12 protein-coding genes and 1 tRNA gene are annotated in these 13613 nt (G+C 68.6%); 10 read left to right on the forward strand and 3 right to left on the reverse strand.

Annotated elements, in window-relative coordinates:
• Positions 1-108: 108 nt before the first annotated feature.
• Positions 109-366: a GlsB/YeaQ/YmgE family stress response membrane protein gene (locus ACU5AX_RS07705; protein ID WP_198351923.1), complete on the forward strand. Its 258-nt coding sequence runs from the start codon at positions 109-111 to the stop codon at positions 364-366.
• Positions 367-469: 103 nt separating this feature from the next.
• Here ACU5AX_RS07705 and ACU5AX_RS07710 read toward each other — a convergent pair whose 3' ends face one another.
• Positions 470-1183, reverse strand: coding sequence for an SIMPL domain-containing protein (locus ACU5AX_RS07710; RefSeq protein WP_446690489.1), 714 nt, complete (start codon positions 1181-1183; stop codon positions 470-472).
• A gap of 231 nt (positions 1184-1414) precedes the next feature.
• Between ACU5AX_RS07710 and ACU5AX_RS07715 the strand changes: the two genes are divergently transcribed.
• From ACU5AX_RS07715 to ACU5AX_RS07745, 7 genes are all read left to right on the forward strand, one after another.
• Positions 1415-2596, forward strand: a complete 1182-nt coding sequence (locus tag ACU5AX_RS07715) for an efflux RND transporter periplasmic adaptor subunit (RefSeq protein WP_446690311.1) — start codon at positions 1415-1417, stop codon at positions 2594-2596.
• 5 nt (positions 2597-2601) lie between these two features.
• Positions 2602-5829 (forward strand): efflux RND transporter permease subunit, encoded by a 3228-nt coding sequence (locus tag ACU5AX_RS07720; protein WP_446690312.1) that lies wholly within the window; start codon positions 2602-2604, stop codon positions 5827-5829.
• Positions 5830-6130: 301 nt separating this feature from the next.
• The gene (locus ACU5AX_RS07725) at positions 6131-7339 is read left to right on the forward strand and encodes a DUF445 domain-containing protein (RefSeq protein WP_446690490.1); all 1209 of its coding nucleotides are present in this window, start codon (positions 6131-6133) and stop codon (positions 7337-7339) included.
• A gap of 82 nt (positions 7340-7421) precedes the next feature.
• Positions 7422-8522, forward strand: coding sequence for an ABC transporter permease (locus ACU5AX_RS07730; RefSeq protein ID WP_446690313.1), 1101 nt, complete (start codon positions 7422-7424; stop codon positions 8520-8522).
• Positions 8522-9439 (forward strand): ABC transporter ATP-binding protein, encoded by a 918-nt coding sequence (locus ACU5AX_RS07735; RefSeq protein ID WP_198351919.1) that lies wholly within the window; start codon positions 8522-8524, stop codon positions 9437-9439. The genes ACU5AX_RS07730 and ACU5AX_RS07735 overlap by 1 nt, the downstream gene beginning before the upstream one ends.
• Positions 9439-10401 (forward strand): MlaD family protein, encoded by a 963-nt coding sequence (locus ACU5AX_RS07740; protein WP_198351918.1) that lies wholly within the window; start codon positions 9439-9441, stop codon positions 10399-10401. The genes ACU5AX_RS07735 and ACU5AX_RS07740 overlap by 1 nt, the downstream gene beginning before the upstream one ends.
• 4 nt (positions 10402-10405) lie before the next feature.
• A complete protein-coding gene (locus tag ACU5AX_RS07745; RefSeq protein WP_198351917.1) occupies positions 10406-10993 on the forward strand; it encodes an ABC-type transport auxiliary lipoprotein family protein in 588 nt (195 codons plus the stop codon).
• A gap of 300 nt (positions 10994-11293) precedes the next feature.
• On the opposite strand, the gene ACU5AX_RS07750 is transcribed toward ACU5AX_RS07745, so the two are convergent.
• Positions 11294-12166: a peptidylprolyl isomerase gene (locus ACU5AX_RS07750; protein ID WP_446690314.1), complete on the reverse strand. Its 873-nt coding sequence runs from the start codon at positions 12164-12166 to the stop codon at positions 11294-11296.
• 90 nt (positions 12167-12256) lie between these two features.
• Between ACU5AX_RS07750 and ACU5AX_RS07755 the strand changes: the two genes are divergently transcribed.
• Together ACU5AX_RS07755 and ACU5AX_RS07760 are read left to right on the forward strand one after the other, a co-directional pair.
• Positions 12257-12347 (forward strand) — tRNA-Ser (locus ACU5AX_RS07755).
• 468 nt (positions 12348-12815) lie between these two features.
• Positions 12816-13154, forward strand: a complete 339-nt coding sequence (locus ACU5AX_RS07760; RefSeq protein WP_446690315.1) for a hypothetical protein — start codon at positions 12816-12818, stop codon at positions 13152-13154.
• Between the two features lie 69 nt (positions 13155-13223).
• Here ACU5AX_RS07760 and ACU5AX_RS07765 read toward each other — a convergent pair whose 3' ends face one another.
• Positions 13224-13610: a hypothetical protein gene (locus ACU5AX_RS07765; RefSeq protein ID WP_446690316.1), complete on the reverse strand. Its 387-nt coding sequence runs from the start codon at positions 13608-13610 to the stop codon at positions 13224-13226.
• Positions 13611-13613: the final 3 nt, after the last annotated feature.

Consider the following 13613-nt stretch of genomic DNA (forward strand, 5'->3'; position numbering starts at 1 on the left):
AAATGACCTGTCAAGACGAAAACGGCGCAACCGAAACGCTCGCGGAACATTTCGCCTGCCTCGAGAGTATTTTTGGCAGAGCCCAGCGCGGGCTAAATGGAGGGACCTATGGGTATCATTCTTTGGCTGATCATCGGCGGCGTCATCGGCTGGCTCGCCAGCATCATCATGCGCACTGACGCGCAGCAGGGCATCTTCCTGAACATCGTCGTCGGTGTGGTCGGCGCGTTCATCGGCGGCCTGATCATCTCGGGCGGCTCGATCAACAACGCGCCGCTGACGGTGACGTCGTTCCTGGTGTCGCTGCTCGGTGCGGTGGTGCTGCTCGGCATCGTCAACCTGGTGCGTCGCGGCAGCGTCCGCTAAGCCTCACCCGGCTGAACGCGATAGGGCCGCCCGGGCAACCGGGCGGCCTTTTTCGTTTGGGTGCCTGCGGCGCCTCCCACATGCGGGGAGGCGCTTTTCGGCGTCACCCCAGCAGGAAGCGCACCGACAATGTCACGGTGACGTCCTTCTCGCCCGGCGCGATCTGCGTCGGCGCGGCTTCCGCCTGGACGCGCATCATCATCATCGGCCGGACCGGCTCGGGCCCGCCGGCGTCCTGGCCGGCCTCGCTGATCGACACCATGCGGACGACGCGCAGCCCGGCGGCGGCGGCATAGACGTCCGCCTTCGCCCGCGCCCGCTTGACCGCATCGGTGCGCGCCTCGTCGAGCGCGGCATCGGGCTTGTCGATCGACAGGTTCGGCCCATCGATCTGGTTGGCCCCCTGCGCCACCAGCGCATCGAGGATCGTGCCGGCCCGCGCCACGTCGCGAAAGCGGATCGCGACGCTGTTGGTCGCCTGATAGCCGGTGATCGTCGGCGGCTGGTTGTCGGCATAGCGATATTGCGGCGCCAGCCCGACCGTCGAGGTGGCGATGTCGCGCTCGGCGACCCCGGCGCGCTTCAGCGCCGCGATGACGCGCGCCATCCGCTGCGCATTGTCCGACAGCGCCGCGGCCGCGGTCGGCGCCTGCGACACCACGCCGGCGCGGATCGTCGCCAGATCGGGCACCCGCGTCGTCCGGCCCTCTGCGCTCACCTCCAGAACGGTGCCGGCGGCCGGCACCAGCGGCTCCACCGTCTGCGTCGCCTGTTGCGCCGTGGCGGGCACCGCCACCAGCAAGGCCGCGGCCAACATCGCCGCGCCCGTCGCCGTCCGCACCCCGATCGCCTGCTTCACACTATGTCTCCCGTTATTGATCCTTGTCGTCCATGCGCCCTGCCCGACCCTGCTACAACCTTGGCTGAACGGGCCTTTTCCTTGCGGTTGCAGCATATTTCGGGCACAGCGCGGCACCGCTCGCCGGGGGGCTTGAGCGAAGTGCTATATTCATGTAACACAGCTGTTCGGTGAGGATTGGGGTCGGGCATGAATTACGAAACCGGGATGATCGGACAGGAAGAGCGGCTCGCCTTGCCCGGCGCGCCCGCGCCGCGCGGCAAGGGCCGCGTCGTCGGGATCATCGCCGTGATCCTGGTCGCCGTGATCGCCGGCTGGCTGCTGTTCGGCCGCAAGCATCAGGCGCCCAAGACGCAGGGCGGCGAGCAGCTGCCGCTGGTCAGCGTCATCGTTCCCGGCCGCCAGCTGGTCGACCGCACCGTCAACGCCACCGGCACGCTCGCCGCCAAGCGCGAGATGCCGGTCGGCGTCGCCGGTGAAGGCGGCATGATCACCCGCGTGCTGGTCGAGCCCGGCCAGTGGGTGAAGGCCGGTCAGGTCCTCGCCACCGTCGACCGGTCGGTGCAGGCGCAGACCGCGCAGAGCCTCGCCGCGCAAATCGCCGTCGCCAAATCGGATCAGGACATCGCCCAGGCCGAACTCGACCGGGCGCAGGCGCTGGTCGACCGCGGCTTCATCTCCAAGGCCGATCTGCAGCGCAAGGCGGCGACCCGCGACGCCGCCGCCGCCCGCGTCCGCGTCGCCCAGGCGGCGCTGCGCGAGACGCAGGCGCGCAACGGCCGGCTCGACATCCGCGCGCCCGCCGCCGGCCTGGTGCTGACCCGCCAGGCGGAGCCGGGCCAGATCGTCAGCAGCGGTTCGGGCGTCCTGTTCCGCATGGCGATGGACGGCCAGATGGAGCTGCGCGCGCAGGTCGCGGAAACCGACCTCGCCGGCCTCCACGTCGGCTCGCGCGCCACCGTCACGCCGGTCGGCTCGACCCAGGGCTTCCCCGGCACCGTCTGGCAACTGTCGCCGATCATCGACCCGCAGACGCGCCAGGGCACCGCCCGCGTCCAGGTCGCCTACAACAATGCGATCCGCCCCGGCGGCTTCGCCACCGCGACGATCATCGGCGGGGCCGGCCAGGCGCCGCTGCTGCCCAATTCGGCGCTGCAGAGCGACGAGAAGGGCAGCTTCGTCTACGTCGTCGGCAAGGACGACAAGGTCGAGCGCCGCAACGTCAAGGTCGGCCAGGTCTTTGACACCGGGATCACCATCGCCAGCGGCCTCGACGGCACGGAGCGCGTGGTCCAATCCGCCGGCGGCTTCCTGTCGCCGGGGCAGAAGGTCAAGCCGCTGCTCCGCGCTGCCACCACCAAGGCGAGCTGATCGTCATGAGCTTTCGCAACATCTCCGCCTGGGCGATCCGCAACCCGGTTCCGCCGATCGTGCTGTTCGTCGCGCTGACGCTGGCCGGCGTCGTGTCGTTCATGCGGATGAGCGTCAACAACGATCCCGACATCGACTTCCCGGTCGCGATCGTCGTCATCAGCCAGCCGGGCGCCGCGCCGACCGAGCTGGAGAACCAGGTCACGCAGAAGGTCGAATCCGCGCTGCGCAGCCTGCAGGGCGTCGACGAGATCAACTCCACCGTCACCGAGGGCCAGTCGCAGACCGTCGTCCAGCTGACGATCGGCACGCCGATCGACCGCGCGGTCGAGGACGTGCGCAGCGCGATCCAGCAGATCCGCAGCAACCTGCCCGACGGCATCCTCGAACCGCAGGTGTTCCGCGCCAACACCACCGACAACGATCTCGCCAGCTATTCGGCGATCTCCAACGACATGACGGTGGAACAGCTCAGCTGGTACATCGACAATACCGTCACCAAGGAATTGCTGTCGGTGCCCGGCATGGCCGCGGTCAACCGCAACGGCGGCGTCACCCGCGAGATCCGCGTCATCCTCGATCCCGCCAAGCTGCAGAGCCAGGGGCTGACCGCCAGCCAGGTCAACCAGCAGCTGCGCGCGATCAACCTCAACGCCGCCGGCGGCCGCGCCGAGATCGCGGGCGCGGAGGAATCGGTGCGCGTGCTCGGCAATGCCAAGAACGCCTACGACCTCGGCCAGACGCTGATCCCGGTGTCGGCCGGCCGCACCGTCCGTCTCGCCGACATCGCCACGGTCCGCGATCTTTATGCCGAACAGCGCAGCCGCGCGGCGGTCGACGGCCGCCAGGCGATCAGTTTCGACTTCCAGCGCGCCAAGGGCGCGTCCGACGTCAGCGTGTTCAACGGCGCGGTGAAGAAGCTCGCCGATCTCGAGAAGCGCAACCCCTCGGTGCATTTCGTGCTGCGCTCGAACAGCGTCAAATACACCGAGATGCAATATGAGAGCGCGATCCACGCGATGATCGAGGGCGCGATCCTCGCCGTCATCGTCGTGTTCCTGTTCCTGCGCGACGGTCGCGCGACGCTGATCTCCGCGCTCGCCATCCCGCTGTCGGCGATCCCGACCTTCTGGTTCATGGAGCTGCTCGGCTTCAACCTCAACCAGATGACGCTGCTCGCGCTCAGCCTCGTCGCCGGCGTGCTGGTCGACGACGCGATCGTCGAGATCGAGAACATCGTCCGCCACATGCGCATGGGCAAATCGGCCTATCAGGCGTCGATCGACGCGGCGGACGAGATCGGCCTCGCCGTGCTGGCGACGACGATGGCGATCGTCGCGGTGTTCCTGCCGGTCAGCGTCATGCCCGGCATTTCCGGCCAGTTCTTCAAGAATTTCGGCCTTACCGTCGTCGTCTCGGTGCTGATGAGCCTGGCGGTCGCGCGCCTCGTCACGCCGATGATCGCCGCCTATTTCCTCAAGGCCGCCGGTCCCGCCAGCCATGGCGAGGGCCGGCTGATGGACGCCTATATGGGCGTGCTGCGCTGGACGCTCGACAGCGGCCGCGCCAAGGCGAGCGCGACGCGCGGCGGCATCCACCGCATCCTCGGCCGCTTCCGCGATCATCGCCTGTGGGTGGTCGGCATCGGCGTCGGCGCCTTTGCGCTGACGCTGGTCATGTTCGCGGTACTGCCGTCGCAGTTCAGCCCCGAACAGGACCAGGACGATTCCACCGCGACGATCGAGATGGTGCCCGGCACCACGCTGGAACAGACCGACGCGGTCGTCCGCCAGGTCGCCGACCTGCTGCGCAAGCAGCCCGACGTCGCCTCCGTCTACGCCCGCACCGGCTCCAACGGTTCGGTCAACACCGGCCGCGTCACCGCGACGCTGAAGGACGACCGCAAGCTCAAGAGCACCGAATTCGAGCGCCAGCTCGCGCCGCAGCTCGCCAAGATCCCCGATGCGCGCGTCGGCTTCCGCTCGCAATTCGGCTGGGGCTCGTCGGGCCGCGACATGACCGTGGTGCTCGGCGGCGACGATCCCGACCTGCTCACCAAGACCGCGAACCAGATCGTCGCCGAGATGAGCAAGCTGCCCTCGCTGACCGCGCCGCGTGTCGCCGGCAACATCCAGCGGCCGGAGATCGTGATCAAGCCGCGGCTCGATCTCGCCGCCCAGCTCGGCGTGACGACGCAGGCGCTGTCGAGCGCGATCCGCATCGCGACCCTGGGCGACATCGACCAGAATTCGGCCCGCTTCTCGCTCTCCGACCGCCAGGTGCCGATCCGCGTCGCGCTCGACGAGGGCGCGCGGACCGAGCTGTCGACGATCCAGAACCTGCCCGTCACCACCCAGAACGGCGGCTCGGTACCCTTGAGCGTCGTCGCCGACATCGGCCTCGGCTCCGGCCCGACCAAGATCGACCGCGTCAACCAGCAGCGGCAGATCACCGTCGGTGCCGACCTCGCCCCCGGCGTGCTGTCGGGCGTCGCGCAGAAGCAGATCGACAATCTGCCGACCATGAAGAACCTGCCGATCGGCGTGAACAAGCTGACCCTCGGCCAGGCCAAGTGGCAGCAGGAGATGATCACCAACTTCGTCATCGCGGTTGTCAGCGGCACCTTCCTGGTCTTCGCGGTGCTCGTCCTCCTCTATCGCCGCGCGCTGCCGCCGTTCGTCAACATGGGCTCGCTGCTGCTTGCGCCGCTCGGCGGCCTGATCGCCCTGTGGGTGGCGGGCAAGCCGGTGTCGCTGCCGGTCTACATCGGTCTGCTGATGCTGCTCGGCATCGTCGCCAAGAACTCGATCCTGCTGATCGACTTCGCGCTCGAGGAGATGGCAAAGGGCGTCGACACGCTGACCGCGATCATCGACGCCGGCCACAAGCGCGCCCAGCCGATCGTGATGACCACGGTGGCGATGGTCGCGGGCATGATCCCGACCGCATTGTCGCTGAACGGCGACGGATCGTGGCGCGCGCCGATGGGCATCGTCGTGATCGGCGGACTGACGCTGTCGACCGTCCTCACGCTGCTGATCGTGCCCGCCGCCTTCAGCCTCGCCGTCGGGGTCGAGCGGTTCGTCGGCCCGCGCCTCGGCCGGCGCCTGCTCACCTACCGCCCCGGCGACGACGGCAGCGCGGTGGTCGGCATCGCCGGCGACCCGGCCGCACCCAAGCTCGGCCCCGCGCAGGGCCGCATCGGCTACGAGGGCGACCAGCCGGCGGAGTGAGGGTCGGGGAGGCCGACGACGCGCCAGTGATCGTCATCCCGGCGCACGCCGGGACCCATGGATACGGGACGGCAGAGGCATCGCACGACCGCCGATGTCTCCTGCCCATGGGTCCCGGCGTGCGCCGGGATGACGAAGATCGGGACGGCGGCCCGACGGCACACCCTCCCATCCCGGAGGCGGCAGCAGCATCGCAAGCTTCCCCCTTGAACATTCCCGTCGTTCGGGGATTGTTTCGGGGATGATCACCGCCACCCGCGCCAGCGCCATGCCAGAGGCGACACCGCCCGCGCTGGTCCGCATGCGGCTGGTCGCGACCGCCTTGCTGGTGGCGATGGCGGCGCTGTTCCTCGCCAGCCGCGCGCTGGCGCCGGTCCACCCCGCCTGGGGCTTCGTCCAGGCGTTCAGCGAGGCGGCGATGGTCGGCGGCCTCGCCGACTGGTTCGCGGTCACCGCCCTGTTCCGCCATCCGCTCGGCCTGCCGATCCCGCACACCGCGATCGTGCCGCGCAACAAGGACCGGATCGGCGACACGCTCGCCGTCTTCCTGCGCACCAACTTCCTGCAGCCGGTGGTGATCGCGCGCCGCATGCGCCGGCTCGACGTCGCCGGCGCCATCGTCCGCTGGCTGACCGACCCGCCGGAAGGCGCCGGCGGCCGCTTTCGCCAGGGCGCGTCCAAGATGGTCGCGCAACTGCTCGAGGGGCTCGACCCGCAGCGGCTCGGCGGCATGGTCAAGGCGGGGATCGCCGGCCGCCTGCGCGACACCGCCCTTGCCCCGATCCTCGGCCAGCTGCTGACCGCGATGATCGCCGGCAACCGCCATGCGCCGCTGCTCGACTCGGCGATCCGCTGGTCGGCGAAGGCGCTCGCCGCGAACGAACATCTCATCCGCCAGATGGTCCATGAGCGCGCCGGCTCGGTGATGCGCTGGACCGGCCTGGACGAGACGGTCGCCGACAAGTTGATCGACGGGCTGGAACGGCTGATCGTCGAGATGAGCGAGAATCCCGACCATCCCCTGCGCCTCAAGGTCGAGGAAGGGCTCGACCGCCTCGCCTGGGACCTGCAGCACGATCCCGACACCGCGCTGCGCGTCGAGGCGATGAAGGCGGAGCTGATCGACAATCCGGCGATGCAGCGCTGGCTCGACGGCCTGTGGGAGCAGGCGCGCGGCCGCCTGCTCGCCATCGCCCGCGATCCGGAAGGCGCGATGAACGGCCAGCTCGGCGACCTGCTGCGCCAGCTCGGCCAGACGCTCGGCGGCGACCCGCGGCTGTCGCGCTCGATCAACCGCTTCGTCCGCCGCACCGTCGTCGGCATCGCCGCCGATTATGGCGACGGCATCGTCCGGCTCGTCTCGGAAACCGTGCGCAGCTGGGATGCGCGCACGATTACCCGCCGCCTCGAAAACGCCGTCGGCCGCGACCTGCAATATATCCGCGTCAACGGCACATTGGTCGGCGGGCTGGTCGGCCTCGCCATCCATGCGGTGGATGTGCTACTTTGACCCAGGCTGAACCGGACAAACCGTCCGGCGTACGCAGGATGCGTCTTGCCGTTCGTCCCGCAATGGCCCAAGAGCGAGATCGATGAGCGCAAGAGCCGAATTCAGCGAGGATGGCAGCGGCACGCTGCGCTTCTCCGGCGACCTCTTGCTGCGCACGATCGGCGACCTGCCCGATCGGCTCGACAAGGTGCAGGGCAAGGTCGACCGCATCGACCTCAACCATGTCGGCCGGATCGACACGGTCGGCGCCTGGCTGGTCCACCGGCTCGCCGTGCGTACCGACGCGGCCATTGACGGTCTCGACGAGGATGGCCGCCATCTGCTCGACCAGGTCGTCGCTGCCGACCAGCCCGTCGCGTTGCGCGAAGGCCGCCGCGGTCTCGTCGGCCAGCTGGTCGGCGAGGTCGGCGATGCCGTCATCATCGCGCTGAAGACGCTGTACGGCCTGCTCGGCTTCCTCGGCGCCACCGTGATCGCGTTGGGCAATGTCATCCGCCATCCCTCGCGCTTCCGCTTCAATGCCACCGTCCACCGGTTCGAGGTGGTCGGCGTGCAGGCTTTGGCGATCGTCGGCCTGATGAGCTTCCTGATCGGCATCGTCATCGCCCAGCAGGGCGCGGTGCAGCTGCGCCAGTTCGGCGCGGAGGTGTTCACGATCAACCTCGTCGGCCGGCTGACGCTGCGCGAGCTCGGCGTGCTGATGACCGCGATCATGGTCGCCGGCCGGTCCGGCTCCGCCTTCGCCGCGCAGCTCGGCACGATGAAGCTGACCGAGGAGATCGACGCGATGCGCACGATCGGCGTCTCGCCGATGGAGGCGCTGGTGCTGCCGCGCACCATTGCCGCGGTGCTGCTGATGCCGCTGCTCGGCTTCTATTCGTCGCTGATCGCGATGATCGGCGGCGGGCTGCTCTGCTGGATCGGGCTCGACATCCCGCCCGTCACTTTCATGCAGCGGATTCGCGAGGTGGTGCCGATCACCGACCTGTACATCGGCCTGATCAAGGCGCCGGTGTTTGGCGCGATCATCGCCATTGCCGGCTGCTTCCAGGGCATGCTGGTCGAATCGGACGCGGAGCAGGTCGGCCTGCGCACCACCTCGGCGGTGGTGCAGGCGATCTTCCTGGTGATCGTGCTGGACGCCTTCTTCGCGGTGTTCTTCACCTGGGTGGGGTGGAACTGATGGCCCGCGCCGGCACCCGCGCCCATGGCGATGCGCCCGTCATCCAGGTCCGCGGCCTGAAGAACGCCTTCGGCGATTCGATCATCCACGACGGCCTCGACCTGGAGGTGCGCCGCGGCGAAATCCTCGGCGTCGTCGGCGGCTCGGGCACCGGCAAGTCGGTGCTGATGCGCTCGATCATCGGTCTGCAGACGCCGGTCGCGGGCGAGATCACCGTGTTCGGCGAACCGACGATCGGCCGCGAGGAGACCGAGGCGGTCGAGATCCGCAAACGCTGGGGCGTGCTGTTCCAGGGCGGCGCGCTGTTCTCGACGCTGACCGTTGCCGAGAATGTCGAAGTGCCCTTGCGCGAATTCTACAAGGAACTGCCGCCGGCGCTGATGGCGGAGATCGCGGCGTACAAGGTGGTGATGACCGGCCTGCCCGCCGACGCCGGACCGAAATATCCCGCCGAGCTGTCGGGCGGCATGCGCAAGCGTGCCGGCCTCGCCCGCGCACTGGCGCTCGATCCCGAACTGCTGTTCCTCGACGAACCGACCGCCGGCCTCGACCCGATCGGCGCCGCCGCCTTCGACGATCTGACCAAGTCGCTGCAGAAGACGCTCGGCCTCACCGTCTTCCTGATCACCCACGATCTCGACACGCTCTATGCGATCTGCGACCGGATCGCCGTGCTCGCCGACAAGAAGGTGATCGCGGTCGGCACGATCGACGAATTGCTCGCGCTCGATCACCCGTGGATCCAGGAATATTTCAACGGCCCGCGTGGCCGCGCCGCGATCGATTCGAAGGAGCGCGCCGCGGCATCCGCCGATGCCCAGGCGGCGGCGCATCCGACCGACGTGAAGCAACAGCAACTCCAGGACTCCGGTGCCGCCGCCACCGAGACACCCGCGCAGCAGGCGAGGACCGACTGATGGAAACCCGTTCCAACCATGTGATCGTCGGCGCGGTGGTGCTGATCCTGCTCGCCGTCCTTGCCATCTTCACCGTCTGGATCGCCCGGCTGGGCGGCGAGTCGGTGAAGGAATACGACATCTTCTTCAAGCAGAGCGTCGACGGCCTCGCCAAGGGATCCACCGTCACCTATTCCGGCGTGCCGAGCGGCCAGGTGAAGCAGATCCTGTTGTGGAAGCCCGATCCGCAGTTCGTCCGCGTCCGCGTCACGGTCAACAACGACACGCCGATCCTGCAGGGCACGACCGCGACGATACAGGGCAGCTTCACCGGCACCAGCACCGTCGCGCTCGACGGCGGCCGCAAGGGCGCGCCCGAGATCAAATGCCCGGAAGAGCCCAATGCGCAGCTCTGCCCCTATGGCGTGCCGGTCATCTCGACCAAGCAGGGCGGCATCGGCGCGATCCTGAACAGCGCGCCGCAGCTGCTCGAGCGGCTGTCGACGCTGACCGAGCGACTGACCGGCCTGCTGTCCGACCGCAACCAGGCGTCGATCGCCGGCATCCTCGACAATACCAACCGGCTGAGCGGTGCGCTCGCCGATCGTGGGCCGGAGATTGCGGCGACGCTGGCGCAGACGCGGGTCGCGATCCAGCAGGCCGGCGACGCGGCGCAGTCGATCGGCAAGCTCGCCGACACCACCAACGGCGTGCTCGCCGAGGACGTCAAGCCGACGCTCGCCAACCTCAACCAGACGATCGCCGCCGCCAAGCAGAGCGCCGAGACGTTGAACTCGGCGATCCAGGATGCGCGGCCGGGCCTGCAGACCTTCTCCAAGCAGACGATCCCGGAGGCGAACCGGCTGGTCCGCGACCTGCGCGTCACCGCGACCGCCCTGTCGTCGATCGCCGACAAGGTCGACCAGGGCGGCGCCAGCTCGCTGATCGGCCAGCAGAAGCTCCCCGACTACAAGGGCAAGTGAGACCATGACGCGCAAACTTCTCCTGCTCGCCGCGGCGCTGCCGCTCGCCGGCTGCATCAGCTTCGGCGCCAAGCCGCCGCCGCAGCTGCTCACCCTGACCTCCAGTTTCGCGCCACAGCCCGGCGCGACGCAGGATTCGGCCAAGGCGCGCTCGATCGTTGTGCAGGTGCCGACCAGCCCCGCCGCAATCGCGGTCGCGCGCGTGCCGGTGTGGACCACCCCGACCGAGGTCGCCTACGTCAAGAACGCGCAATGGTCCGAACCGCCGTCGCGGCTGTTCGCGCGGCTGCTCGCCGATGCGCTGACGACGCGCAGCAATATGGTGGTCCTGTCGACGGTGCAGTCGATCGGCGATCCCAGCGCGACGCTGGCCGGTGAGCTGCGCCAGTTCGGCTTTGACGCCGGGCAGCGCCAGGCGGTGGTCGTCTATGACGCGGCGCTGACCCGCGCCGGCAAGCAGACGGTCGAGAAGCGCCGCTTCGAGGCGCGTGTGCCGGTCGGCGCGATCGACGCGGCCAATGCCGGCACCGGGCTCAGCCAGGCCGCCAACCAGGTTGCGGCCCAGGTCGCCGACTGGGTCGCGCAGAGCTGATGTCCAGCGCCGGCGGCGCTGTCCTACAACGCCATCGGCCGTTAGGATGCGGGCGGCAGTGCCCTGCCCGCTCTTTGACGCCGTCGACTCATCGCCCGCCGGCAACCGAACAACCGGGCCCGACGCGGTGTTGCGGGGCCGCGCACCCCGTCGCAGGTGCGACTTTTGAGACTTTCCGCAGCGCCGGCACGGGTGGGCGCCACGGGCCGATGGCGCAGCCGCGGTTCGGTCTGCGCCGGCAGCGTTACATGCGACCTTTGCGACGTTCCGGATCGTTTCGGTCGACGCGCTGCACCGGTCTCAGGGCGCGCGCCGGACCGCCGGCAGCACGTCGCACACCGCTGCACCGCCCAGCGAAACCATCGGCGGCTCGGGATTCTCGCGCTTCGCCACCGCGGCGGCGAAACGGGGATTGTCCGCGGCGCGATACTGGAAATGCGGCCGCTCCGCCGCCGGCAGGTCGCTCGCCAGTCGCACGGAGACGATCGGCACGCGCTGCTCGTCGCGATCGTACATGCCCATCGCCGCCTCGCTGCGCGGCAGGGCGGACAGATATGGCATGCCCTCCACGATCCGCCCGACGACCGTATAATTGCGGTCGAGTCGCCGCGCCGACTGGCCGATCGGCGTGAACAGCTCCGCCCCGCTGCCCGTGCTGGGTAAATTGTCGCGGGCGACGCCGACCATGCCGTAGCAATGCGTCAGCCAGGCCGCCCTGCCGTCGGTCGCGACCGGCCAGCCGTCGGCGGTGATCCCCGACGCGCTCGAGTAACTGTCCGCCTTGCGCATCCGCACTGCCGGCCGGAAGGCGGCGATCTCGAATTCCGCCGCGGGCCGGTCGGTGACACCGGCGGGCAGCGGCTTCTTCTCGGTATGGTCGCCCCATTGCGTCACCCAGTTTTCCTGGACGCGATAGACGCTGGTTCCGTCCCACCAGCGCGTGCGGGCGAGCGTGCGGATGTTGCCGACATGCGCCGGCGCTAGCGCCGCGGCGAGGCGGATCACCACCTGCTTGCCGGTGCCGAGCGTGACGATCATCAGCTCGTCGTCGGGGATCGGCCGCCAGTCGCCCGGCAGCGGATCGCTCGGCGACGGCGCGGCGGCGGGCGCCGGCGGCGTCGCCTGGGCGGCGGGGCTGAGGACGGCGGCGAGCAGCGCGAGCAGATCGGTCATCGCCTCAGACTGGCGCAGGCCGCGACGATGCGCAATCGCCTTGCGATCCGGCCCGCGACACGCTAGGCGCCGCCACTTCCGGGAGAATGCGGAGCGGTGGCCGAGTGGTCGAAGGCGCTCGCCTGGAAAGTGAGTATACGCCAAAAGCGTATCGAGGGTTCGAATCCCTCCCGCTCCGCCATCCCGTTGTTTCATCCCTACCCTGACCATACCAAAAAGCGCAGTTTTCCGCGGCTTTGATTCGGCAGGCCCGCTCGCTGATCGGGTGATGGCGGAAAGCTTGCGACGAGTCCCGGGCTTGGGAGGCGCCGGTCAGCGCTGAGGGCAAGGCCGATTCCGCGGCGTGGATCGAGGCGAGGCTTGCCGCATCGAAAACCGTCGAGAACGAGCCACCGGTTGTGAGCCATGCGACCGCCGAGCGGTACCGGCGCCTGGCGATCCCCGGCCCGCCTGTCGGCACCCACGCCGGAGAGCCCGTCCATGCCTAAGCCGAAGCTCAAGGCGATCGCCCGCATCCGCCGTGCCCGGCCAATGAGGTCGGAGGCCGAGCGCACTGGCAACCTGGCCCGATCGATCGGCGTTCCCGGAGCGCAGATCCCGAACCTCGCCATGGCCAAGATCGTCGACCTGTCCGGCGAACTCGGCGAAAGTGAAGGTCGTCAACGTGCTGCTGAACCGCGGCGGCACTGCCGTGGAGCAGTGGTTCGGTCGGGATCCAGCCGGCTTGTTCGACGAGCCGCAGCAGCGCGCAATCCGCCACACCCAGGCGCTCTGGAGCCGAGCCGACTGCCAGCTTCGTGCCGTCGATCACAGCCGAGACGTGGTCGACAATCAGGTCGAAGGCATGTCGCAGCAGGAGGCGCTGGACGAGCTCAAGTGGCTGAAGGACCGCATGCCGCGCCCCTATTGGGACGTGTTCGAGAGCGTTTGCCGGTTCGACGAGGAAGCAGGCGTTGCCGGTTCCAGGTTGGCGAGCAACAGTCGTTAGGCCGTCGATGCGGCGAAGACGACGGTGGCTTTCGCTGCAAGCCTGATTGCGATGTGGCGGCGTCTTTGATCAAGCTGCAACGGACGAACGCGAATGCAACCCGAGCCACTCTTCGGCTTCAGGAATGGTGGGAAACATTTGCACCCCGTCGCGCACCTGCAACCGCTTGGTCTGCATCCGAGCCATTGGCGTCTCGGCAACCAAGGCCACCTTGCCTCCACTCGGATCGCTCAGAAACTTCTGCAAAGACGTGATTGTGGACTGACTCTGAAGGACGGCATTCCGTAAGTCGACGATGATGCGCTGATCGCCGAATTTGCATCCCAGCGACATAATGGCCTTCACCGTGTCGCCCACGAATTTCGTCTTGATATCGTAATCCCAAAACGTGTCTTTAAATGTAATGACGATGAAAGACTGATCCGTGTCAGCACTGATGTGGTAAGCCGCTTCCATAGG

It is taken from the genome of Sphingomonas benefaciens, from assembly GCF_052907485.1.